The sequence below is a fragment of the Arcicella sp. BE140 genome, assembly GCF_031456255.1.
GTDB lineage: Bacteria > Bacteroidota > Bacteroidia > Cytophagales > Spirosomataceae > Arcicella > Arcicella aquatica.
The window spans coordinates 1-25,414 of the sequence record NZ_JAVDUE010000018.1; the positions used below are offsets into that span (position 1 = coordinate 1).

Below are 25,414 nucleotides of genomic sequence, written 5' to 3' on the forward strand. Positions count from 1 at the left end.
CCCATACATTAAAAGTGTATTGCTCTACCAACTGAGCTACGGAATCTTCAAACCGAAGTTTGTATATATAAAATGTGCGCTCTGGCACGAAGGAAAAATTACCACTGGTAATCTTTGTGATCCCGCTGGGACTCGAACCCAGGACCCATACATTAAAAGTGTATTGCTCTACCAACTGAGCTACGGAATCGGTAATTAAAATTATTTTTTTGGGTAAAAAAAGCCATCGCTTTAGCAAAAGCGATGGCTTTTTCCTTTGTGATCCCGCTGGGACTCGAACCCAGGACCCATACATTAAAAGTGTATTGCTCTACCAACTGAGCTACGGAATCATTTGCTATTTAATGAAACTAACTAAACATCTTTTGTTTTTGTCATATTGTTTCCCTTAATTGCGGTGCAAAACTACGATTATTAAGAATACAATGCAAGCATACTATCTAAAAAAAGTCATATTTTTTTTATGTTTTTCTTTAGCATTTCTACAACTAGCTTATTCTCAAAGCAATGTAGCAACACTGAAAAAAGCAGACTCACTGTATAAAGCTGATAATTTCTCTCAGTCAGAGCGAATTTATGAACAACTTTTGCCTTCAATCGAAAAACCTTCAACTGCATTATTTTTAAAATTGGCCTTTTTAAAAGAAAAAAAAGGAGATTTTTTAAAAACACTGTATTACCTAAATAAGGCTTATCAACAAGACCCCAACGAGAAGATTTTATCAAAACTCAATGAAATAGCACAGCTTCATGAATTAAAAGGATATGAATTGAATGATTTTAATTTCCTTATCCTATTCTATAAACAGTATTCTGGTTTCTTGATTGGTACCATGCTTGTGTTAAGTATTTATATTTTCTTTGTGTTGTTTACCAAGAGATACAAAAACAATCATATTCCTTTGGGTCAAAAAATATTTTTACTGATTTACATCATCGGCATTGGTATATTATTAAATCTACCTGATAAATATCATCAAGGCATTATTAACAGAGATGGCGTTTTGTTAAGAGCTGAACCCTCGGCAGTAGCGCCAGTGGTCTCTATCATAGATAGAGGTCATCGTTTGAACTTAATCGGAGGAAATGATATTTGGAAGCGCGTTTATTGGAATGATAAATTCCTTTATTTAAAAGAAAGCGACATTTGGCTAGTAGAATGAACATTCGGTTAATGTTTTTAAAAGGCTAATTCTGTGCAGAATTAGCCTTTTTACTTTATTTCTTCAAAGGTGAGTCTTTTTCTTTCGCCAAAGTATTGAATACTAAGTTATCAGCAAATGATGGCAACCATTTGTTGATAAATACTGTAAATTTCCCTTGCAATGTTAAAACTAAGTCTCTTTTACGATGTTTTACAGCATATAAAATTCTATCAGCTACTTCTTCCGCACTCATCATATTCCCTTCATCACGCATAGATTCTCCTTTCGAGTTTCCGTCTGCTCCCAAGGATGCTACCCTGATATTAGAAGCCGTAAAACCTGGACAGGCTGTTAATACGTGTACGCCTGAGTGTAAAAGCTCTGTGCGAAGTCCTTCTAAGAAACCATTCAACGCAAATTTAGATGCTGAATAGCCTACTCTTACAGGTAAACCTCTATATCCTGCAATGGAGGAAATTCCTACGATTGAGCCTTTCGTTGCTTTGATGTATGGCAAAGCATATTTTGTAATATAGATTGTTCCAAAAAAGTTAATATCCATTACCTTTCTGATTACCTCAGTATCACAGTCTTCAAACATCGCTCTCATGGATACGCCTGCATTATTGATTAGAACATCAATTTTACCATAAGCAGCAATTGTTTTCTCAACAACATCTTGATTGTCGCTTTCAATACTTACATCAGAAACAATGGGTAAATTTTCGATTCCACGTGCTGTAAGCTCTTGGCTTGTTGCTAAAAGTGCATCTTGTTTTCTACCTGTAATAACAATTTTTGCACCTTCACGACCAAAAGCAAATGCCATTGCTTTTCCGATACCAGATGATGCTCCTGTAATAATAACAACCTTACCTTTCATAATAAAATCTGTTGCAATGTTTCTTAAAATGGTATAAATGTTATTGATAAACATTTATAATACTTGTCTTTAATACTACAAAATTCAACTAAGTTTCTGAAAACTCCTTGCTGATTGTCAATAATAATTTCAATACTTCGTATTTTTGCAATGTATGAAAAAGAAAAATAAAGAAAATATCATTTTTGAAAATGTATTAATTGAAAACTTTGCTTCTGAAGCAAAGTGTATCAGTAGAATTGAAGATAAAGTAATTTTTATTGAAGGGCCTGTAGCACCGGGAGATTATGCTGATTTAAGAGTATTAAAATCCAAGAAAAGTTTCATGGAGGCTGTGGCTTATAACATTCGTCCCAACTCTCAGTACCGTACCCAAACAATTTGTTCTCATTTTGGTACTTGTGGCGGTTGTAAATGGCAACACATTGATTACCAAACACAACTAGACTTCAAATACAAACAAGTAGTAGATGCCTTAGAAAGAATTGCGAAAGTAGATTTACCTGAAATTAAGCCTATTTTTCCTTCTGCTGAAACATTCTATTATCGTAATAAACTTGAATATACCTTCTCGCAAAACCGTTGGTTAACACAGGAACAAATTAATTCAGGAGAGTCTTTCTCAAGAAATGCTTTAGGCTTTCATATCCCTAAGCGTTATGATAAAATTTTAGACATCGACCATTGCTACTTACAACCAGACCCTTCTAATGCTATTCGATTGGCATTGAGAGATTTTACGGCTAAACATAATTTAGATTATTACGAGCAAGTTCGTCAAGAAAAAGGGGCTTTGAGAAACCTGATCATAAGAACTGCTAGTTCAGGGGATTTAATGGTAGTTGTTCAATTTGCGTATTGCCAGCCAGAGGATATTGATTTAGTAATGAATTTCCTTGCGGAGACTTTCCCTGAAATCACCTCTTTGAACTATGTTATCAATACCAAAGGCAATGATACTTTCTTTGATTTAGAGATTGTGAACTTTAAGGGTTTACCATATATTATTGAGGAAATGGAGGATTTGAAGTTTAGAGTAGGCCCAAAATCTTTCTTTCAGACCAATTCAAAACAAGCGTACGAATTATATAAGATTACGCGTGAATATGCTGATATCACAGAAAATGATTTTGTGTACGACCTTTATACGGGTACTGGAACAATCGCTAATTTCGTAGCTCGCCAAGCCAAAAAAGTAATAGGATTAGAATACGTTGAAATGGCTGTGGAGGATGCTAGAGTAAATTCGCAGATTAATAATGTGACCAACACAGAGTTTTATGCGGGTGATATGAGGAAATTATTGAGTAGTGAGTTTGTAAACAAACACGGAAGACCAGACATCGTTATTACCGACCCACCACGTGCAGGAATGGACGAGCCTGTGGTAAGGACACTCCTAGAGGCTTCACCTAAACGAATTGTTTATGTAAGTTGTAATCCTGCTACTCAAGCCAGAGATTTAGCGCTGTTGGATGAAAAATATCAAGTAACGGCGGTACAACCTGTAGATATGTTTCCACAGACCCATCACGTTGAGAATGTTGTTAGGTTAGATTTGAGATAACATAAAAAAAGCTACCAATCGAAATTGGTAGCTTTTTTTATGCATTAATATTTTTAAAAAGGAACATCTTGATTCGGAGAAGTAGTTCCGAAAGGAGAACCTGTATTTTGAGACGGCAAATTATTGATTTTGCTACCCAACATTTTACCCCCACTCTCAAAAGCGGCAGCAGGATTATCTATCTGTTGGAAAGATTGAAGACTATCACCAGCATAACCCATATAATCACCAGCATCTAAATCGCAGTATTTTGTATATTTTCCTATAAATCTTAATTGAACAGTATCTAATGAACCTGCACGGTTTTTAGCAATAATCAACTCTCCTATTCCAGCTACCGAATTGCCTGATTCATCTTGTGTAATACCATAATAATCTGGACGATAAATAAACATTACCATATCAGCATCTTGTTCAATCGACCCTGATTCACGTAAATCTGACAATTGAGGCTTTTTATCTCCCCCTCGCGTTTCTACGGCACGACTCAATTGCGATAGTGCAATCACAGGTACGTTCAATTCTTTAGCAAGCTGTTTTAATGAACGAGAAATATTCGCAATCTCTTGTTCACGGTTACCTGTGCCTTTTCCGCCAGAGTCGCCAGACATTAATTGAAGATAGTCAATCACAATCATCTGAATATCATGCTGAGCTTTCAAACGACGTGCTTTAGCTCTTAACTCCAAAATAGACAATGCAGGCGTGTCATCAATAAAAATCGGTGCATTGGTCAATTTACCAATCTTCGCATGCAATTGTGCCCATTCGTGTGGAGCTAGATTTCCTTTTCTTAATTTATCTGATTCAAGTTCTGCTTCTGCTGAAATCAAACGATTGACCAACTGAACAGACGACATCTCTAATGAAAAGAAAGCTACTGCTTGCCCATGGTCAACGGCAGCATTTCTACAAGCTGATAGAATCAAGGCTGTTTTACCCATACCCGGGCGGGCAGCAATAATAATCAATTCTGTTTTCTGAAAGCCAGAAGTAACCCTATCCAAGGCTGTAAAACCAGTTGGTACGCCTGTTAAGCCTTCTTTTTGATTTTTCTTTAATTCAAGTTCTAATAAGGCCGAACGCATAATCTGCCCCATATCAGAATAATTCTTCCTGATATTGGCTTCCGAAATCCTAAAAAGTTCTTGCTCAATTTTATCTAACAACATGAATACGTCGGTAGTATCTTCATAAGCCATTTTCTGAATCTCAGATGATACCGTAATCAATTGTCTTTTTAGCGAGTGTTCAACTACAATTCTGGCATGAAACTCTATATTGGCTGCTGAATTTACTCTTTGTGTCAATTCAGCTAAATATTGTACACCTCCTGCTATTTCTAATTCACCTGTTGTAACTAATTGGTTTTTAACCGTTAACAAGTCAATAGGTTCTGAATTAGCAAATAATTGCGTAATAGCACCATAAATTCTTTGATGGGCTTCTTTATAAAACGATTCAACTTTTAATATATCAATTACATCAGTTAATGCATCACGCTCTAACATCAAAGCCCCTAACACAGCTTCTTCTAAGTCTGTGGCTTGGGGCGGAATTTTACCTAATCCAGTATCCAACCACCTGTTTTGAGCAGAGATTCGTCCACCGGCATAATTACCGTTTTTTTTATAATTCCCGTTATTTTGATTTGTTTGTTCCATTCTCAGTATTCAAGCCTTTTTATCAAGATTTTACAAATTTTAAAATATTTCAAAAAGGAGATTTTCTTTACGCAACACAATTTTACAAAGAAATTCTTAGAAAACCGAAAAATATAAAACCATAGATTTCATAATTTATTGATAATCAAAGTTTAAAATCATTGAATGAGATTTAATCTAAATTTATGCAACAATTGACGCTTTTTTTTATTAAGTTTAAGTAGAATATTATTCAAACTTTAACATATTTCAGATTTGACAGAAAAAATAATTACCTTAGAAGACCTTGAGTTGGTTGGTTTTCTTGGTGTTGAAAACAGTAATATCAAACAAGTTGCTGCGGCATTTCCTCAAAGTAAAATCATTTCTCGTGGAAACGAAATTACCATCCGAGGTTCATTGCCAGAAATAGTAAGAATAAACGAAATCTTGGATTCACTCATCCAACACTACCAAAAGTATGGCAAGATTTCAAAAGAGCAAGTTCAATCCTATCTTACTCTTGAGAAAAACCCTACTACTGAACCCAATGTACATCTGAAAGAGGAAGACGATGTATTATTATATGGCACCAAAGGGGTAGTTATTAAAGTAAAAACCCCTAACCAGCAAAAAATGGTTGAGGCGGCTTCAAAAAATGATATTGTTTTCGCCGTTGGGCCTGCTGGAACTGGAAAAACATATACTGCTGTTGCGATTGCTGTAAAAGCTTTAAAAAATAAAGAAGTAAAAAAAATAATCATTACTCGACCTGCTGTGGAGGCTGGGGAGAATCTAGGCTTTTTGCCGGGTGACTTAAAAGAGAAAATAGACCCCTATCTTCGTCCTATTTATGATGCGTTAGACGATATGATTCAGCCTGAAAAGCTGAAATATTTTATCGAAAATAGGGTTATTGAAATCGCTCCGTTAGCATATATGCGTGGGAGAACACTCAATAATGCTTTTATCTTGTTGGATGAGGCACAAAATACCACACCCATGCAAATGAAAATGTTTTTAACTAGGATGGGGATTCAATCTAAAGTAATTATTACGGGTGATAAAACTCAAATTGACTTACCAACTAAAGTAAAATCGGGTTTGGCGGAGGCTAGCAGAATACTAGATAACATCAAAGGGATTGCTTTTGTAGAATTAGATGGTAAAGATGTGGTTCGTCACCGCTTAGTTCGTGACATTATCATGGCTTACGAAAAATCAGAAGCACTGAAATAACATTCCAATAAATTACACGACTCTCACTAAAACGGCTTTAATTTGTATTTTTTTATAAAAAATGCAGGTTAAAGCCGTTTTTTATATTCAGTAATCAAAACCATTACCCAAAATGAAAAAACTATTATTCATATTAATCATTTTAATGCCTTCTATACTGTTGGCACAAGATAAATGTGGTGTTGCATTAGATGATAAAAAAATGCAAGAAAAATATAGTGATTGGAATCAACGAAAATCTTTGTTTGAAAGCCAAATTCAGGTAATACAAAATCAACGAAAAAACAGCCTTGCCCGCATTGAAGATAAAATTTATACTATTCCCGTGGTTGTCCATGTGATTCACAACAACGCAAACAATGTTATCGGAGGTGCAAACAACATAAACATTGCTGACGCACAGATAATGTCGCAGATTCAGATTTTGAATGAAGATTATAGAAAAAAACTGGGAACAAACGGCTACAATACCAATCCTGTAGGGACCGACATGGAAATTAATTTCAAATTAGCTGACAGAGACCCGAATGATAATCCCACTACTGGCATTACCCGTACTTATGTAAGACAGAATGGATTTAATTTTGTAGAGGAAAAAAACAAGATTGCCGCCCTTATTCAATGGGATAATACAAAGTACTTAAATATTTGGGTAACGCGTGGTAATAATGGTGTGATAGGCTATGCGAGCTTCCCTTATGATAGCAAATTAGAGGGCTTAGGCGCTACTACACAAAATATTAGTGACCAAGAATTGTTTGATGGCGTGATTATTGATTATAGAAACTTTGGGAATTGTTGTGGAACATTAAGTCAGTCTTATAACTTGGGGAGAACTACCACACATGAAGTTGGCCATTGGCTGGGTTTATTACATCCGAATGGTGATGAGTATTGTGGTACTGACTATTGTAATGATACACCTCAAATTGAAAGCTTGAATTTAAATACAACCTGTGATAAATTGACGTCTAACTGTAATAATATTAGTATTACGAATATGATTGAAAATTATATGGATTATTCGCCTGATAGATGTATGAATGTATTTACAGTTGATCAAAAGAATAGAACTAGAGCAGCGCTAAGCTTGAGTAAGAAAAGGAAGCTATTATTAGATAATGCTGAACCCCTCACGGACTCGGAACGATTGCAAGTAACAGTAACGCCCAATCCGATTAATCCTACTGTTAATGGTAATATTAAATTAAAAGTAACCTTTAAAGATGAAAAAGATTTATTAATTCAATTGCATGATTTAAGGGGTATTTTAGTGGAAGAGAAAGTCTTGACACAACAAAGAAGTGGTTATTATTATTTTGATTCAGAAGCACTTGCTACGGGCTACTACATCGTTAATGTAACTGCTTCTGGTGAAACTGTTTCAAAAAAGATTTTAATTACACGGTAATTTATTACAGAAAATAAGAACAAAGTTCTTCAACTATATGTTGTTAAATCAATAAGCTGGTGTTAAAATCGTTGTTGATGAATTACAAAAAATAAAAATCATGGATAAAACAGAAAAAATCAAGCAAGCCTATATTGAGTATTTTCTTGAAAATGGAAATCAACCTCCTTCTGTATTTGCTTTTACAAAAAAGCTAAAAATGAAAGAGAGTGATTTTTATGAATATTATAATTCGTTCGAGCTATTGGAAAGTGATATTTGGCTAGGTTTTTTTAATGAAACAAAGGCTAAAATTGAAGCTGAAGAAATCTACGCTACGTATAGTGTTCGTGAAAAGCTTTTAGCATTTTACTACACATGGATTGAAGTACTAAAACAACACAGAAGCTATACTACTGAGACGTGGCGTCAGATTGATAAACGCAGATTAAAAACACCTGCTTTTATGGTTGACTTAAAAGTAGCATTTAAAGATTTTGCCCGTGATTTAATCTTTGAAGGAAAGGAAAGTAATGAGGTTCAACCAAGGAAATTTATTGATGAAAGATACCCCGATGCCTTCTGGTTACAGTTCTTGATGGTACTTAATTTTTGGGTAAAAGATAAGACAAAAGACTTTCAACAAACAGATGCAATGATTGAAAAGTCGGTCAATACCTCATTTGATTTGATGGCTTCATCAGCATTAGACTCTGTCATCGACTTTGCAAAATTCATGTTTCAAAATAGATAATAGGAAAAATATATTCTCAATGTTTAATTTAGGATTACATCCATAACATATTTGATAGTCAATAACTTAACATTTTAGCATATTTATTATTTGGCATACAAAACATGGATATAGATTTTCTCTATGATAATGAAAGAACAAAATTCAATACCAACTTCTAAAGTTGCACGTGCTACAAAATTTGTAAAAACAGGCGTAAAAATTGGTGGCAATTATTTAAAGCATAATGTCAAAAAAATGATTGACCCCACTATAAGTCGTGATGAATTACACCAAGACAATGCTACAGACATCTACTCGTCTTTGAGTGAGATGAAGGGTTCTGCCCTCAAAGTTACGCAAATGTTAAGTATGGACAAAGGAATGTTGCCAAGAGCTTACAGAGAAAAATTTGCGATGTCTCAATACTCGGCGCCACCCCTTTCTGGTCCTTTAGTAATGAAAACTTTTAGGAAATATTTTGGCAAATCACCCCTTGAGCTTTATGATACCTTTGAGATAAATGCTAGTAATGCAGCCTCTATCGGACAGGTTCACAAGGCTACAAAAAATGGCAAATCGTTAGCAGTTAAAATACAATATCCGGGTGTTTCAGAAAGTATTGGTAGTGACTTAAAAATGATTCGCCCGATTGCCATTGCCATGTTTGGTTTGAATGAAAATGATGTTGATAGGTATATGGGCGAAGTAGCTGAAAAGCTAATTGAGGAAACCGATTACTTCCTAGAATTAAAACGCTCGGTGGAAATATCAGAGGCTTGTGCACATCTAAATGGTTTATTCTTTCCAAAATATTACCCAGAGTTATCGTGTGAGAAAATCTTGACAATGGATTGGCTGGATGGTCTTCACTTAAACGAGTTTTTGAAAACAAATCCATCTCAAGAAATTAGGAATCAGATAGGGCAAGCCCTGTGGGATTTCTATGATTTTCAGATACATACACTCAGACAAGTACACGCTGACCCACATCCAGGGAATTTCTTAATGACAAAAGATGGCACAATGGGCGTAATTGATTTTGGATGTATAAAAGTAATTAATGATGAGTTCTATGATAATTACTTTGCCCTAATCAATTTTGATACGTTAGACGATAATGAGAAAACAGAAGAGATTTTCAAAAAATTAGATTTTATCACAAAGGTCGATTCACCAAAAGAAGCTGTATTCTTCAGGGATTTGTTTAAAGAAATGATTTTTTTGCTAGGTAAACCTTTTGCAGTAGAAGAATTTGATTTTGCCGACGACAATTATTTTGAAAGCATTTATTTATATGCAGAGAAATTGCAAAACCTTGAGGAGCTAAAAACCTCTAAAGTAGCTCGTGGTTCACAGCATGGATTGTACATTAATCGTACATATTTTGGTTTGTATTCAATCTTGAATGAATTGAAAGCAAAAGTGACTACAACTCGCCCAGAATGGCTCAGATCGCAAGCATTGAGCCTTTGCTAATTTTTTTAGGCGTTAATATCATCAATGAATGTGCTATTAACGCCTAGAAATTCTTCTTGTTTAGAAAGGTAAATCCTGATCATCTTCGCTAAATGAAGGTAAGTCTGCGGCAGGAGCAGCAGGCTTAGAAGGAGCTGATGGTCTTGATGAAGCCACAGGAGATGACCCCGCTGATTGGCTTGGAGCATCACTAGCTAAATCAATTCTGTAAGCTCTTAAATCGGTATACCATCTTTCATTATACTCGCGTGATTCTACGCTAAATGTTACTTTCAGCTTATCGCCCAAAGAAAACGTTTTTAAATCCGCAGATTTGTCACCCCATGCAGTAAAACAAGCTTTTTTAGGATATTGCTCTTCTGTTTCAAGGACAAAATCTTGTTTAACCCAAGCACCATTTTTTCCTTGACCACTCACTTCTGGGAGCACTTTTATCAAACTACCTTCAAATTCTAATGCCATTGTGTTATTTTTTTTATTTTTTCCTTAATTGTATCCTTGATTCTCAATGGTTTAATTAAAGCAACCGCTAACAAACTTGTCTAGCCACTGAAAATCTTTGCAATTAAGTAAATTTTCTTTAATTTCGCACCATCAAAAAAGGCAATGTGGTGGAATTGGTAGACACGCTACTTTGAGGTGGTAGTGGGAGTTATCCTGTAGGAGTTCGAGTCTCCTCATTGTCACATAAAAAAACATCTTTGGAAAATTCCAAAGATGTTTTTGCTTTTCTGTCTATTATTGTTTTTTCACTGGTGGTGCAGGCGGTGCCGCTGGGGGTGCCGGTGGCGATGGTGGTTCTGGTGCATCTGGCATCGAAAAGTTGATGGCACCGTTCATTTTAGTTCTTATCGAAGCTGGCAAATACTTTTGAATCTCTTTTGCATGCAATTCTATTTCTTTTCCTAATGCTTCTATTGGTTTTGCTTGAAATTCAATTAGTTTACTTAAACTATCAATCGGAGCACTATGAATATTCATCTTTTCTCCTATCTTTCCCATTTCAGCACCATACTTTTCAATCTGATCTTCCAATACTTTCATCTCTTTTTCAATTTGCTTCATTTCAAGCTCAGCATTTTTCTTTGCTTGCGAGCCTTCTTTCAGATTAATCATATTGATAGCAATTTTACCTTGTTTTTCTCCTAGTTTACCTAACTGACTTCCAAGTGTCGAAACCTTTGCTGAAAAATCATTAATAGGTTTACTTTGCTCATTTATTTTTTGACTGTACACGGAAATTTCTTTTGAAAGTGCCTCTATCTTTTGAGAATGAGGTTCCATTTGTTTCTCCAACTTATCAATCACCTGTAATTCTTGGGCTACTTTAATACTATCTTGACCTGATAGAATAATTCTTTCACCATTGAAATATAAATTTCCATCAGAAATATTAAAATTATTATTGAAGTCATGTCTAACAATCTTAATTCCTTTTTTAGGAGGCTTAGGTGCCTTAGGGCTTTTGGGAGCTTTCGGAGGCTCAGGAACAGTTTGTGCCTCTGCATTGTTTGGTAAATTAACAAAAACTAATGTTGTGAGGGCAAATAATGACATCACGATAATCCCTGCATAATTTACTGATTTCACTTTTTTTACTCCTAAAATTCTCTGTACTCTACCTAGTAGAGTTTGTTTTTTTCCTGCAAATCCCATGGCTAATGTTACGTTTGTTTGTTGTTGAAAAATTTCGACTTTTGTAAGTGCTTTTACTAAATGAATGTTGTTACCGCATAATTCAATGGCTAAATCATCACAGCAATTTTCTCTTTCTTCGCGAATCTTTGCTGAAATCCACCAAGTAACTGGGTGAAAAAAGAAAAGTATTTCTACAATCGATTGCACGATATTAATCAAATAATCATGTCGTTTGATATGCGCTAACTCATGGGCCAATATGGCTTCAATCTCTTTGTTGGATAAGCCCGTTAGTAAACCAATGGGTAATAATATGACAGGTTGCAAAAAGCCAATCGTCATGGGGGTAGTCGCCAGTGATGACTCTAGTAAGTTAATTCCTTTACCAATATTTATTTTCTTCAATAGTTCGTTGAAGATGTCCAACGTGTCGCCGTGTACAGACTTTGTGTGTTTCCAACGCAGTTGTTCCGTATAAATATACCCTCCCATTAAACGAACCGATAGAAACACGGTACCAATCAACCAAGCAGATACTAATAAATTCAGGTTGTTTGAAAGCAACAGTTGGAAATCATTCCATAGATTAGGAGTTGAAGAAAGCGTGGAGGTATTAGTTAAGTTAGTTTGCGTAAGCTTGTCAAAAGTCAAATTACTTTTAGTGCTCAAATAAACTGTGTTTTCTTCAAAAACCATCAAAAATGTAGCAACTGTAGCTAATAATTGACTAAACAATCCCGCAAAACTCAACCAATATCTTTTAGTAGCCGACTTCTTTGATATCAACAAAGCAACTTTTAAGACAATAGCAATGACAATCAATTGCCACACTGAGTGAAGTAAAGTCCAGCCTATGGCTGTCATTACATTTTCTGGAAAAAAATTCAACATTAATTTCATTGATTTAGAAAGGGGTTAAATTTTGATATTTCAAAAGGTTTAGGAGTTGTCTTCAATTTGTGCAATCAATTTTTTAATTTCATCCAACTCTTCTTTAGATGCTTGATGATTTCCCAATGTTTGCATGACTAGTTTCATCGCCGAACCTCTAAAAGCAGTATCAACAAATTTGTCTACTAAAAATTGCTGTGTGGCTTCTTCACTAATCGCGGCTTCGTATAAATGATAACGGCCTTCTTCTATACGTGATACTATCTTTTTTTCAAACATAATTTGAAGAAGTTTCAATGTGGTAGTATAGCCGATATCTCTCACTTTCGACAATTCATCATTTACTTGTCTTACACTAGCTTTACCCAGCGACCAAAGTACTTGAAGAATTTGTAGTTCAGATTCTGTAGGTTTGATAGGTTCCATTTGCATTCAATATTTGTTACGAATTATTTCGTAACAAATATACTACGAAACAATTCGTATAAACAAATTTATCTACGAATATTTTCGTAAATAAATTTATAAGGCTATTATTTCACCTTAAACGGTCAATATTATGGCTGAAAATTATTCAGATTTATCAAATAATGATGGGACACTCAGTGGCTTAGGGCGTGGCGGGATTTCATACAACAAAGCTTTATCAACTTGATTTATCACAAAAGCTAAATCTTCTGGATTGTTGAGGTAGTCTAGATTATTCACATCTAAAATCAACAATTTTCCATAAGTATAGTTTTCAGTAAAGGCATCATAATGATTATTCAAATCTTGTAAGTATTCTACTGAAATATTAGCTTCAAAATCTCTTCCTCTTTTTTTAATTTGAGAAACCAACTTAGGCATATCTGCTTTCAAATAAATCGTAAGGTCGGGTGCTTTTACAGAAGTCATCATTAAATCAAAGATGCCTTTATAAGTCAAATAGTCATTTTCAGACATAATACCCCCTTGATAAAGATTCTGTGCAAAAATATAAGCATCCTCATAAATCGTTCTATCTTGAATGATTCGTTTGTTAGACTGCTGAATTTGTAATACTTGTTCGTACCTGCTTTTCAAAAAATACAATTGCAAATGAAATGCCCAACGAGACATGTCTTCATAAAAATCAGCTAAATATGGATTTCCCTCCACAGCTTCAAATAATACTTCCCATCCAAAATGATCTGCTAATTTTTTAGCTAGCGATGTTTTCCCAGCTCCGATGTTTCCAGTTACGGCAATGTGCATTGTATATTTTATTAAAATTGATGAATTAAAAAGTGGAAATATGCTGTAAACCAGCCAATTGGTCGGCAAACTCTTTCTTTTAAAACAAATTGCAGAAAATTTTAATTGACTGCCAGCATACAAATTTCGGTCTTTTTAGGTTTAAAATCAAAATACATTTGTACTGGCTGAACTATCGTAAAAACAAAAAGACCCTCTTGCTGAAGGTCTAGTTACTTTTTAGTATTTATATTTTTTCAAAAACTTCATTTTGCTACTCACTTCTTTAATCCATTCACGAGCCATCAATTCATGCCCGAAAACAGTTGGATGAACGCCATCCCAAATCCAGTACTCGCCTTCAGCCTTTTTAAATGCCTTATCGAACATCGCTGGATAATCAATCAATACAGCATCATATTCTTTAGCAAGTTTTTTCACTACCTCCGCTCTTTCGTTAGTTTCTTTCTGCCAAGCCTCATAATTATCTTTCTTAGCTCTGATAGGATAGACAAAAGGAATGCCCAATACAAAAATCATATTTGGATTACTCTCTTTACATTGGTCTAGCAAATCTCTGTAACCTATCTCAAATTGTGTCACATCAGGTGATTCATTAGGTTTGGCAAAAACAGCATTTACATCGTTAATACCAATCAGCAGGCTCAATACATCAGGTTTTAAATCAAGCGTGTCTTGTTTCCATCTTTTCTGCAAATCAGGGATTCTGTTTCCACTGATCCCTCTATTATAAAAAGTAAAGCCTGCTTCGGGAAAATCTGCTCCTATCCTACTTGCTACACCGTAGGCATAACCATGCCCCATAATATGGTTTGGGTCTGTATTTCTTCCTCTATTTCCATCGGTAATAGAATCTCCTTGAAAAAGAAAGGTAAGCTTAGTAGGTATTTCTATTTTATCAGCCCTTATTTCAGACGGCTTTACGATAGATACCAAGCCAGTAAGAACACTTGATTGAAGAAATATACGTCTTGTAAATAAGTTTTTCATGTTAAACAGCGATTTGTTAGCTAAAAATCTTTTCTCATTATCAAAAGACGCTTAACCAACAAAATACTACTTATTTTTATTTTTTCTTCAATAGAACCACTGACTATTTGATAGCCCACTGAATTGAGTATTTTGTGTAGGGCAATAATGAAGGTTTTCTAACCATACAGCTAAAAAGCAAATTCCTATTTTTCCAAATAAGCATCATGAAAAACAGCTTATAAATAATATTATCAGATTTCTTTTGAAACAATTTGTTCAGTCTGCTTGTAAACTTCAATTGCTCTGCTGGTATTTTATTATATTTCAAGAATTGGCTGATGTGGTTGAATGCATCTTTGCGGTGCTTGATAAAACTTTGATTCCCCTTTGTTGAAAAGTCAATTGAAGCATTCTTGCCATGCACTCTTTGAAAAACCAATATCTCATTTAAATAACTAACCCCACCATTACAAGCTGCTACGACGGTCATCCACCAATCATAGAAAAAGCCTTCTGCACTTGGAAAAGGAATTACTTCTTTTAAAAAGCTTTTCTTCACTAGCATCGCATGACCGCTAACAGTATTATAGAAAAACAACTTGCGTGGATCATTACCAGAAAATCTTAGATAGTTTGGTGTCGGTTGCGGGTTCTTAGGGACTTCACCATTAAATCTAATTGAATCACAATGAATAATTGGCGTGTCTTCTGTCCATGCCTCCATTAACCTTTGAATTTTATTCAATGCCCAAATATCATCTTGATCAGCAATCGCTATTATATCACCATTAGCAGCCATTAAAGCCTGTTGGAAGTTGATATTAAATCCTACATTCTTTTCATTTTGCTGAATTGATAAAATAGGATACTTAACCTTTAATTCTTGTAACTTATCCCAAGTCCCATCTGTTGAAGCATCATCAAAAATAAGAATTTCCTTAAGCGGGTAAGTTTGATTAATAATACAGTCTAATTGTTCTTCAATAAAATTGATTCCATTATAAGTACACATTACTACACTGATACAACTTACAGGATTCTGGGGGGTCTCTAATGACATGATTTTAAAATAAGGATTAAAAAATAAATTTAGTATGGTTAATAATTGTTATACAATATGTACAAATGTTGTTCATTCGAATGAAATATTACTAATACCCGATTACATTTTATATGGATGAATAATAACTATTATCAAAAGCTTATATTCTTATGTAAAGTTACCGTATGTTAAGAATTATATTCCAAAACTCTTTCTCCAAAATGCTAATCATTTAATATCTTGCTAATAGTAAGGATTAACAAGCACACCCAATAAAATAATTTAATATAACTTAGGATTCAATTGTATTTCACATAACAATATGTTTAAATCTCTTAGAGATTTAAACATATTGAAATTTTAAAGTAAAATGGTATAAGATTTTTCTAAAATTCAGCTCTTTGAGCGAATCGAGGTGAGATTTTATTATAATTAAATATTTTTCGGCTTCTTTCAGAGCCTTTTTTCAGTCAATTCTTGGTTTAATACAAGAAAATAAGCAGTTAGGAAAAGATATTTCTTATTTAAGTAATATTCAAATAAGAAATTAAATATCATAATAAACTACAACAAATATTGAGCCAATTATTTATGCGAAAACTAATTTTATTGATTATCCTTTTTACGTTTGTTCAACAAACGATTTTTTCTCAATCCATTACCGCAGGTAATCCTGTTTTCAAAGGTTGGTATGCCGACCCAGAAGGAATAATATTTGATAAAACCTATTGGATTTATCCTACTTATTCAGCCCCTTACGAAAAACAAGTATTTTTTGATGCCTTTTCTTCCAAAGATTTAGTGACTTGGACGAAGCATTCAAAGATATTGGATACTACTAATGTGAAATGGGCTAAAAGAGCCATTTGGGCTCCTTCGATTATTAAAAAAGAAGGAAAATACTATCTATTTTTTGGGGCGAATGACATTCAGAGCGACAAAGAATATGGTGGTATTGGAATAGCCGTTGCCGACAAGCCTTCGGGGCCTTTTAAAGACTACCTCAAAAAACCTTTAATTGATAAGTTTTATAATGGTGCACAACCTATCGACCAGTTCATTTTTAAAGATAACAACGAATACTATTTGATTTATGGTGGCTGGAAGCATTGTAATATTGCTCATTTGAAAAAAGACTTTACTGGCTTTATCCCCTATTCTGATGGCAGTATTTTCAAGGAAATCACTCCTGAAAACTATGTCGAAGGACCTTTTATGTTTAAAAAGAATGGTAAGTATTACTTTATGTGGTCTGAGGGTGGCTGGACTGGCCCTGACTACTGTGTAGCTTATGCCATTGCCGATTCTCCTTTTGGCCCTTTTAAACGAATTGGTAAAATTTTACAACAAGACCCTAAAATTGCTAGAGGTGCGGGGCACCACTCTGTGATTAAAAATCCTAAAACAGACGATTGGTACATTGTCTATCATAGAAGACCTTTGACAGAGACTGATGGAAATGCCCGTGTTACTTGTATTGATAAAATGTTTTTTGATAAAAATGGACTTATCAAGCCTGTCATTATTACTAATGAAGGTGTTGAGAAGAAAACGATTAAGTAAAGAGATAAATTGAGTATTGAAATCAAAAAGAGTGGTCAGAAATTAGTTTTCTGACCACTCTTTTTGATTGATAGATGTAAATTATAGTTCCGTTAGGAATGCTATATCAGTAGCATGTTAGAAGTATCCTATGTAAATACCTTTAAAATTCAACTCGATAGCTTAGGTTTGGAATAAAAAGACCTTCTCGGTATTCATCTACCACCTTAGTAAGATAATTGTATTGAAAACCCATAAACTCTTTATACATTGTAGCATTAATGATTTTTAAAGCAATTTCCCCACTAGATTTCTTCTTATTAATCTTGAACGTTGCCGTAAGGTGTGACGTAAAAGCTGAAGGCAATTGCTTCGAAAAAGCCAGCGTTTCATCAAATTTTGCTTCTTGAGCTTTTTGTGAAGCTTTTTCATCTAATGGTGAATAATGGTCACCTCCCTGATAGCTCAATCGGATATTAATCCCAAATACATTTTGCTGATTTTTGCCCATTTGCCATTCTTTCCCCGTTAAAAAATTAAAAGCATAATTTCTATTATACCTCGTATTTCGCCACACTCCGTCTCCTCCTCTATACGTTGAACTAAAAACAGAACCTGTAATCATATAATAAAAACCGCTTGATAAATACTTCTCAAAAGTAATGTCTACACCATAGTTCTTACCTTCTCCTGTATTTTGTAAGGCTTCTTTAAAAAACCAATCATTGGTTAAGTTAATAGTTGAGAAAGAACTATCTTTTATAACAGGTACGTTGAACAGTTTTTGATAATACCCTTCAATTTTTAAATGATGGAACTCCGACAAATTCAGGTCATACCCTAACACCAAATGATGTGCCTTTGTAAAGTCAAGGTTTTTATTGAGATTCTCTTGTCCATTTTTTACAAAGTAATAATTCAATCGTTCTAAACGGCTATGTAAACCAAATCCAACACTGAAAGCCTGAGTTTCAGCAAAGCGATATTTTATACCCAAGCGTGGCTCAATAGTATAATGATTATTCAAGGTAAATAACTGCCCATTCGCCCCAACATTCATCGTTACCTTCTCTGAGAAATTAATGGTTGAATTCGTATAAGCTGAAAGCAAAAAGCTTTTGCCTTTTTCTGCTATCACTTTTTCTAAAGAATTACCAAACGTTGAAGCATTTTGCAATGAAATATCATAACGCATACTTGTTGCCACTAGCCCTGTTTTGTTAGTATGTTTTGAACTAAACTTGGTATTTAAATATGAATTAAAAACAAGGCTGATATTTTGATTATTAATCCTGTTTTTAGGCAAAATCTGTGATATATCATTGATTCTGTCGGTTGTTAAATCAATACCATTGATTGTTGACGCAAAGGTTGTTTTTAAATACTGTGTATCGTTTAAGAATATTTTATGACTGATACCACTGGCCACCATAAACTGTTTAACAGACTGGTTTTCTTTATCAGTATCGTATTTCCATTCCGCCTTATCCTCTTTTATCTTAGCACTAGAATTATCTAGCAAACCAATGCCCCAGAATGAAAATGTACCCGCCTTTTTAGTAGGAAAATTAAGCTTAAACGAAAAGTCTTGGTACTTTACACCACCTGCGTTATCTGGCAAAAGTGGCTCTAATAATGCCATCGTTGAATAGCGATAATTAAAAAGATAAGATGATTTACCCCTCGACTTAAATGGTCCTTCTGACGAAACATCAATGCCTGTAAGTCCCACTTGAAAAGTATGCTCGTCTTTGTTGTTATTGCCTTTCCGCATAAAAATATCGAATACTCCCGAAAGTGCATTACTATATTCAGCAGGAAACGCTCCAGAAAAGAAATCTGAATTGGCTAATAGTTGGCTACTAAGAGCTGTTAATCCTCCTCCTCCAAAACTACTCAAATCTGCAAAGTGATTAGGATTAGGAATTTCTACGCCTTCTAATTTCCATTGTAAAGCTTGGGGATTGTTTCCTCGCACCACGATTGCATTGTTTCCTACATTACTGGTCACGCCTGCAAACGATGAAACCAATCTAGCAGGGTCATCAAATCCACCAGCATATCGTTTGGCTGCTTCAACACTCAGCATTCTTGCACTGAGTGTGGCTGTACTATTGAGAGGCTGTTCTTTATTCACCTGTGGTTTTACTGTAACTTCTGCCAACGTGGTGGTACTTTCTTTCATGGAGACAGTCAGGAAAACCTCTTTTGATGACGACAATACAATCTCTTTCATCAAAATAGGCTCATAGCCAACCATGCTTATTTGAATGTTATATCTGCCTACACTTACATTGTTAATAGTAAAGTTTCCAGAGGCATCAGTCTGTGTACCAAATTTGGTATTGAGGATTATAACATTGGCAAATGGAAGGGCTGTATTAGAAGCATTGTCGATTACTATCCCTCTGAGGGTCTGGGTAGGTTGTTGTGCTTTTGATGGGAACAAGAACATTCCAACAATCAGTAATAGTAGGTTAATTTTTAGCATAATTGTATGAATAAATCGGTTTAATGTGAAAGCACAAAGGTCTTTCATAACCTATTTTCATACAATACTGATTTTTCAGTACTCAACTCATTATATCAAGCCAAGCTTTGAAGCAAAAACAATCGCTTCAAGTGAATTATTAGCACCTAGTTTCTCTAAAACTCGTTGTCGGTGGGTGTTTACAGTATGTACACTGATGGCTAATTTATCTGAAATCTCTTTACTTAAAAAGCCATCTTTGACCAAATGAAGAATCTGAATTTCTCGTTGCGATAAAGCCACACTTGGTTCTTCCACTCTTTTAAGCTCATCGTCCAGAAAAGGAATTATTTTTCCTGTTCTAAAATTCAACAATTTGCTTTTTAAGCCCTCATTTATTTCCTGATTAGGGGAAACATCTATGATACTCAGCGACAACCACATATTGCCATAAGCATCTAATTCCAATATCTGATGTTGTTCTACTACCCTAATGTATTTATCCTCCGCATTTAATATCCTGTACTCATTAATCAACTTATAATCGGTTTTCTGTTCTCTTGAAAAGGCAAAAAATAGCTTCAAGAGTGATATTCCATTTCTGGTAAGTTCCATTAAATCTTTAGGATGAATTTTGGTATCCAGAAAGATATGGTCTTTTACTTCAATCTGTGCTAAATCATAGCCCAGCAGACTACTAAAATTAGGAGAATAAAATACGTGTTCTTTTCTAAAAGAGTCAAAGACACTTACACCACTATTCCCCAAACTAGCCAAAGTATGCAACAGAGGTTTATGTTTTTCGAGAATAGCATAATCTAGTTCCTCCTCAACAAATTGTTGTTGGTTTAGTAATGTTATGTAGGTAGTGGTAATGTGTTGTTGTTCTTCAGTCATATAGGTTCATTTATTATGCAAATGTATCTTTCAATTGGCTTATTTCATGCATCAAACTATTAATTTATTGGTATTAGTTCACCGTAAATGGCACACATTTTTAGCATAAACTAATAATAGTCATGATTTAAAAAATTAATAGTCATAGTCTAAAAAATAGTTTCCTCCGAATTTCGTGCTTTATAAAAAGCTACTCAGAGATATGACTCAAGAAAGAATTCAACCTACTAGTTTACTTGATAAAGTAATAACAGCCCAACAGGCTGCTCAATTTTTTAAAAATGGTATGACCGTTGGCTCAAGTGGTTTTACCCGTGCTGGTGACAGCAAGGCAGTCTTAAAAGCATTAGCAGAAAGAAAACATACTGATGAATTAAAAATAACTTTGATTACTGGCGCTTCATTAGGGCATGATGTAGATGGCCAATTGGCTGAAAACAATATTATTGCCAAAAGAATGCCATTTCAGACTGATGCCATCCTCAGAAAATACATTAATACTGGCGAGGTTTTATTTATAGACCAACACCTAGGCGAAACTGCCGAATTGATTAATAATAAACATTTACCTGAAATAAATATAGCCGTAATAGAAGTGGCCATGATAAAAGCTGATGGTAGTGTTATTCCAACAACATCTATTGGCAACTCTGCCACTTTTATAGAAAAAGCAAAAGCAGTTATCCTTGAAATAAACCTATCGATTCCAACAAGCATAGAAGGAATTCACGATGTGTTTTATCCTGGGGAATATCCTAATCGTAAAATTATCCCAATTACCCAAGCTAATACATTAATCGGGCAAAATAGTATTCCCCTAGATATTTCGAAAGTAATTGGTATTGTGTTCACTAATATCGCCGATAGCCCTGCTACTATTGCAGAACCTGATCAAAAGACAATCGCCATTGCTAGTTATTTGTTAGACTTTCTAAGAGACGAAATAAAGGCTGGTAGGCTCACTAATTCACTTTTGCCGTTACAAGCGGGCATAGGCAAAGTAGCGAATGCCATCTTTGAAGGTTTTGTTGATAGTGAATTTCACGACCTTACGATGTATTCAGAGGTATTGCAAGATAGTACTTTCGATTTGATAGATGCTGGTAAGCTAACGTTTGCTTCGGCATCGTCAATCACTGTTTCTTCAGCATGTTATGAAAAGATATTCATGAATTTTGATAAGTACAAGGATAAGATACTATTGCGTCCACAGAATATCAGTAATGCTGCTGAAGTAATCCGTAGGCTAGGCATTATTGCCATCAATACTGCCATAGAATGTGATATTTATGGAAACGTGAATTCAACCCACGTTTATGGCACAAAAATGATGAATGGAATAGGTGGTTCGGGCGACTTTGCCAGAAATGCTTACCTGTGCATTTTTGTTACGCAAGCGGCTTCTAATGGAAATAATATTTCACACATCGTTCCGATGGTTTCACATGTAGACCATACCGAACATGACGTAGATATTATTGTAACCGATTATGGGTTAGCGGATTTAAGAGGATTAGCTCCTCGCGAAAGAGCGATTAAAATTATTAACAACTGTTCTCATCCAGACTACAGACCTTTGCTTTTAGACTATTATCAAAGAGCTTGTCAGGAAGGCGGACATACTCCTCACCTACTCCACGAAGCACTTGAATGGCAGGCTAGGTTAATAGAAACAGGAAGCATGAAAGTGGATGAATTTGCATTAGTTTAGCACAATCAACAGTCAATGATTATCAGCAATCCCCCATTAGGTTACTGATAATCATTGACACTACCTTAATCTAAGCATCTGGCGAAATACTTTTTAACATCCTACTAATCAACAATTTAATAAAATGAATGATTATTCATTTTATTAAATTGTATCTCAAATACCATATTTGCTATATTTTTTATATTAAAAAAAACATTCTTCCTATACTTAAGTTGTACCAATAATTACTTATCAATAAATATCAAATCTGATGTCAAAAAATATATTAATTATTGGAGCAAGCTCAGGAATTGGAGAAGCTACTGCTCATGTTTTAATCAATAAAGGATTTACAGTTTTCTCGGCTTCTCGGACTACACCTTCAATAGCAGGTATCAAACATGTTACTTGGGATGCATTGAATCCAGACAATACGGTGTTTAATGAACTTCCTGACGTATTAGATGGCTTAATTTATTGTCCGGGTACAATAAATTTAAAACCCTTTCAACGCTTATCACAAGATGATTTCAAGAACGATTTCCAAGTAAATGTACTAGGTGCCGTTTCGGTTATTCAAGCGGTATTACCCAAGCTTAAAAAAAGCAGTAGTGCCTCAATCATTTTATATAGTACCGTTGCTGTAAAAATTGGTATGGGTTTCCATGCTTCTGTAGCAAGTGCTAAAGGTGCCATAGAGGGGCTTACTCGTTCGTTGGCAGCAGAATTTGCTAGTAATAAAATTCGAGTAAATTGTATAGCTCCGTCGCTAACGGCTACTCCTTTGGCAAAAAACTTATTATCAAGCGAGGAAAAGGTAGAAGCCTCTAACAAACGCCATCCCATTGGCAGATTTGGTCATGCACAAGACATCGCAAACATTAGTGCTTTTTTAGTTTCTGAAGAAGCAAGCTGGATTACAGGACAAATACTAAATGTAGATGGCGGAATGAGCGCTATTAAAATGATATAAAATTACCTTTTATACGATAAATATACATTCTCTTACAATTATATGCGACAGCATCAAAGTTTTCCGTACTTTGGTGCTGTTTCTATATTTTTAATTTAATAACATACATACTTAAACCCCAAAACTATGAGTGCTTTAATTATTTTAGTGGTTTTTGCTTTCGTTGTGGTTTTTCTTTCAATTGTTATTGTCAACCAAGGTACGGTTGCGGTAATAACAGTTTTTGGTAAATACCATAGAGTGATGACGCCCGGCTTAAACTTTAAAATTCCGTTTATCGAATTTATTTTCAAGAGAATCTCTATTCAAAACCGCTCGATGGAATTAGAATTTCAGGCCATTACTTCTGATCAGGCAAATGTGAATTTCAAAGCCATGCTAGTGTATGCAGTATTGAATCAGGAAGAACAAACTATCAAAAATGTAGCATTTAAATACATGGATGAGCGCTCGTTTATGCAAGCCCTCATTCGTACTGTAGAAGGAACTATTCGTGCTTTTGTAGCTACTAAAAAACAAGCAGAGGTATTGTTATTACGTGGTGAGATTGTATTGAACGTTAAGAATGAATTAGATGAAACCCTAGAACAATGGGGGTATCATTTGATAGATTTACAGTTGAATGATATTGCTTTTGACGAAGCTATCATGCGTTCGATGGCACAGGTTGTAGCATCGAATAACCTAAAGGCTGCTGCTGAAAACGAAGGGCAGGCGTTATTAATTACCAAAACAAAAGCTGCTGAGGCAGAAGGTAATGCCATTAGAATATCGGCAGAGGCAGAAAAAATTGCGGCACAGTTACGTGGACAAGGTGTGGCACTCTTCCGTGAAGAAGTAGCTAGAGGTATGGCTGAATCAGCCAAAGTAATGAATGAGGCTAATCTGGATGCTTCGTTAATACTTTTCTCAATGTGGACAGAGGCGGTCAAGCATTTTGCGGAACAAGGTCAGGGTAATGTTATCTTCTTGGATGGTTCTACAGAAGGAATGGACAAAACAATGAAACAAATCATGGGTATTCAGCAATTAAAAGAAGGTGGCGATTATGTTGCTCCTAAATTGCCCACTAAAAAATAGTTCTAATCCTTAAATATTAAAGAGTAATTTTAATTTATGAAAAAAGTTTTGTTGGCTAGTCTAGCCCTTTTTCTTTTAAATAGTTGCAGTATGTATAAACCTTTTACATCAACTGTAAAACCAGAAGAGATTAAACAAATAGGAATATTGCCATCCTTAAATGTTCTAACATTTAAGGATGCTGATGAAAATGCTAAAAATAACGAAATAGCTATACAATTATCACAAAGTCTGGCTGTTAAAACAAAAGATAAAACAGAAAGTGTCCTAAATTTAGCGGAGGTTTCTTATAAACACATATCGCTTAATGAAGATGATGAGCAGATTTTAGATAATGAACTGTCACATTATATAACCACATTTAATAAACTAGAGTCAATCAATTCAAGTCATCTTCCTGAAATTCTGAATACTAAAAAAAATAGAGATTTATTTAATACGATAGTTGTCTCTGATAGTGTTGTTAACATATTAGAGAAAAACAATTTAAGATACGCCCTATCTATTATCTCTTTGGGTATAACTAGGACCCCAATTGGTGATGCCGAAAGACGATTAAACAATACAATAGGTTTTGCACTAGCTTCAGGTTTTGTGGCATTGACTGGTACTGGTTTTTGGATAAAAGAATTACCTTATACAAATTCAATGTATGCTATAATTCTTGATGCCAAAGAGAAAAGACTCGCTTTTTTTAAATTTAAAACTGAACTCATAGACCCTTTAAATGAAAACCTTACTAAAACACAACTATATTCTTGTTTTGAAGATTATTGGATTTGGTATCATCCTGAAGCTCAGAAGCATTTAAAAATTACAAAAAAATAAAAAATCATTTTATCCAAAAAGCGACACTAAAATTGTCGCTTTTTTGTTTATTTTGTATAAGTAAAAACCCAAT

General features: G+C 34.6%; 21 protein-coding genes and 3 tRNA genes. 12 read left to right on the forward strand and 12 right to left on the reverse strand.

The features are described from left to right. Positions 1 to 117 precede the first annotated feature (117 nt). Together J2Y60_RS20240 and J2Y60_RS20245 are read right to left on the reverse strand one after the other, a co-directional pair. Positions 118 to 190, reverse strand: a tRNA-Lys gene (locus J2Y60_RS20240). Between the two features lie 69 nt (positions 191 to 259). Further along, positions 260 to 332 (reverse strand) — tRNA-Lys (locus J2Y60_RS20245). A gap of 93 nt (positions 333 to 425) precedes the next feature. Between J2Y60_RS20245 and J2Y60_RS20250 the strand changes: the two genes are divergently transcribed. Then, a complete protein-coding gene (locus tag J2Y60_RS20250; RefSeq protein WP_309916563.1) occupies positions 426 to 1,163 on the forward strand; it encodes a hypothetical protein in 738 nt (245 codons plus the stop codon). A 55-nt stretch (positions 1,164 to 1,218) separates the two neighbouring features. Here the strand turns inward: J2Y60_RS20250 and J2Y60_RS20255 are convergent, their stop codons facing one another. Continuing rightward, on the reverse strand, positions 1,219 to 2,028 hold the full coding sequence (locus J2Y60_RS20255) for an SDR family oxidoreductase (RefSeq protein WP_309916895.1): 810 nt from the start codon (positions 2,026 to 2,028) through the stop codon (positions 1,219 to 1,221). Between the two features lie 154 nt (positions 2,029 to 2,182). On the opposite strand from J2Y60_RS20255, the gene rlmD reads away from it, so the two are divergent. After that, a complete protein-coding gene (gene rlmD / locus J2Y60_RS20260) occupies positions 2,183 to 3,595 on the forward strand; it encodes a 23S rRNA (uracil(1939)-C(5))-methyltransferase RlmD (RefSeq protein WP_309916565.1) in 1,413 nt (470 codons plus the stop codon). 53 nt (positions 3,596 to 3,648) lie between these two features. On the opposite strand, the gene dnaB is transcribed toward rlmD, so the two are convergent. Beyond that, positions 3,649 to 5,259, reverse strand: coding sequence for a replicative DNA helicase (gene dnaB / locus J2Y60_RS20265; RefSeq protein ID WP_309916568.1), 1,611 nt, complete (start codon positions 5,257 to 5,259; stop codon positions 3,649 to 3,651). 255 nt (positions 5,260 to 5,514) lie between these two features. On the opposite strand from dnaB, the gene J2Y60_RS20270 reads away from it, so the two are divergent. From J2Y60_RS20270 to J2Y60_RS20285, 4 genes are all read left to right on the forward strand, one after another. Beyond that, a complete protein-coding gene (locus J2Y60_RS20270; protein ID WP_309916571.1) occupies positions 5,515 to 6,477 on the forward strand; it encodes a PhoH family protein in 963 nt (320 codons plus the stop codon). Positions 6,478 to 6,589: 112 nt separating this feature from the next. Then, on the forward strand, positions 6,590 to 7,888 hold the full coding sequence (locus J2Y60_RS20275; protein ID WP_309916574.1) for a M43 family zinc metalloprotease: 1,299 nt from the start codon (positions 6,590 to 6,592) through the stop codon (positions 7,886 to 7,888). Positions 7,889 to 7,988: 100 nt separating this feature from the next. Beyond that, on the forward strand, positions 7,989 to 8,621 hold the full coding sequence (locus J2Y60_RS20280; RefSeq protein ID WP_309916577.1) for a TetR family transcriptional regulator C-terminal domain-containing protein: 633 nt from the start codon (positions 7,989 to 7,991) through the stop codon (positions 8,619 to 8,621). A gap of 129 nt (positions 8,622 to 8,750) precedes the next feature. Then, positions 8,751 to 10,079 (forward strand): AarF/ABC1/UbiB kinase family protein, encoded by a 1,329-nt coding sequence (locus tag J2Y60_RS20285; RefSeq protein WP_309916580.1) that lies wholly within the window; start codon positions 8,751 to 8,753, stop codon positions 10,077 to 10,079. A gap of 60 nt (positions 10,080 to 10,139) precedes the next feature. On the opposite strand, the gene J2Y60_RS20290 is transcribed toward J2Y60_RS20285, so the two are convergent. Further along, a complete protein-coding gene (locus tag J2Y60_RS20290; RefSeq protein ID WP_309916582.1) occupies positions 10,140 to 10,541 on the reverse strand; it encodes a DUF3127 domain-containing protein in 402 nt (133 codons plus the stop codon). Between the two features lie 140 nt (positions 10,542 to 10,681). On the opposite strand from J2Y60_RS20290, the gene J2Y60_RS20295 reads away from it, so the two are divergent. Beyond that, positions 10,682 to 10,765 (forward strand) — tRNA-Leu (locus J2Y60_RS20295). Between the two features lie 52 nt (positions 10,766 to 10,817). On the opposite strand, the gene J2Y60_RS20300 is transcribed toward J2Y60_RS20295, so the two are convergent. From J2Y60_RS20300 to J2Y60_RS20320, 5 genes are all read right to left on the reverse strand, one after another. Beyond that, positions 10,818 to 12,608, reverse strand: a complete 1,791-nt coding sequence (locus tag J2Y60_RS20300) for a M56 family metallopeptidase (protein ID WP_309916585.1) — start codon at positions 12,606 to 12,608, stop codon at positions 10,818 to 10,820. A gap of 48 nt (positions 12,609 to 12,656) precedes the next feature. Beyond that, positions 12,657 to 13,025, reverse strand: a complete 369-nt coding sequence (locus tag J2Y60_RS20305) for a BlaI/MecI/CopY family transcriptional regulator (protein ID WP_309916896.1) — start codon at positions 13,023 to 13,025, stop codon at positions 12,657 to 12,659. Between the two features lie 153 nt (positions 13,026 to 13,178). After that, positions 13,179 to 13,844, reverse strand: coding sequence for a deoxynucleoside kinase (locus J2Y60_RS20310; protein ID WP_309916588.1), 666 nt, complete (start codon positions 13,842 to 13,844; stop codon positions 13,179 to 13,181). A 219-nt stretch (positions 13,845 to 14,063) separates the two neighbouring features. Then, complete coding sequence (locus J2Y60_RS20315) at positions 14,064 to 14,834, reverse strand: SGNH/GDSL hydrolase family protein (protein ID WP_309916591.1); 771 nt, start codon at positions 14,832 to 14,834, stop codon at positions 14,064 to 14,066. 103 nt (positions 14,835 to 14,937) lie between these two features. Next, a complete protein-coding gene (locus J2Y60_RS20320; protein ID WP_309916594.1) occupies positions 14,938 to 15,876 on the reverse strand; it encodes a glycosyltransferase in 939 nt (312 codons plus the stop codon). A gap of 573 nt (positions 15,877 to 16,449) precedes the next feature. On the opposite strand from J2Y60_RS20320, the gene J2Y60_RS20325 reads away from it, so the two are divergent. Next, on the forward strand, positions 16,450 to 17,421 hold the full coding sequence (locus tag J2Y60_RS20325) for a glycoside hydrolase family 43 protein (RefSeq protein WP_309916597.1): 972 nt from the start codon (positions 16,450 to 16,452) through the stop codon (positions 17,419 to 17,421). A gap of 142 nt (positions 17,422 to 17,563) precedes the next feature. On the opposite strand, the gene J2Y60_RS20330 is transcribed toward J2Y60_RS20325, so the two are convergent. Continuing rightward, complete coding sequence (locus J2Y60_RS20330) at positions 17,564 to 19,891, reverse strand: carboxypeptidase-like regulatory domain-containing protein (protein ID WP_309916600.1); 2,328 nt, start codon at positions 19,889 to 19,891, stop codon at positions 17,564 to 17,566. A gap of 90 nt (positions 19,892 to 19,981) precedes the next feature. Further along, positions 19,982 to 20,767, reverse strand: coding sequence for a LuxR C-terminal-related transcriptional regulator (locus J2Y60_RS20335; protein ID WP_309916603.1), 786 nt, complete (start codon positions 20,765 to 20,767; stop codon positions 19,982 to 19,984). Positions 20,768 to 20,969: 202 nt separating this feature from the next. On the opposite strand from J2Y60_RS20335, the gene J2Y60_RS20340 reads away from it, so the two are divergent. The 4 genes from J2Y60_RS20340 (at position 20,970) to J2Y60_RS20355 (ending at position 25,341) form a co-directional block, all read left to right on the forward strand. Beyond that, positions 20,970 to 22,478, forward strand: coding sequence for a succinate CoA transferase (locus J2Y60_RS20340; protein WP_309916606.1), 1,509 nt, complete (start codon positions 20,970 to 20,972; stop codon positions 22,476 to 22,478). 253 nt (positions 22,479 to 22,731) lie between these two features. After that, positions 22,732 to 23,433, forward strand: a complete 702-nt coding sequence (locus J2Y60_RS20345) for an SDR family oxidoreductase (RefSeq protein ID WP_309916609.1) — start codon at positions 22,732 to 22,734, stop codon at positions 23,431 to 23,433. A 126-nt stretch (positions 23,434 to 23,559) separates the two neighbouring features. Next, entirely contained in the window at positions 23,560 to 24,513 is a 954-nt protein-coding gene (locus J2Y60_RS20350; protein ID WP_309916612.1) for an SPFH domain-containing protein, read from the forward strand. A gap of 36 nt (positions 24,514 to 24,549) precedes the next feature. Next, positions 24,550 to 25,341: a hypothetical protein gene (locus J2Y60_RS20355; protein WP_309916614.1), complete on the forward strand. Its 792-nt coding sequence runs from the start codon at positions 24,550 to 24,552 to the stop codon at positions 25,339 to 25,341. The last annotated feature ends 73 nt before the right edge of the window (positions 25,342 to 25,414 follow it).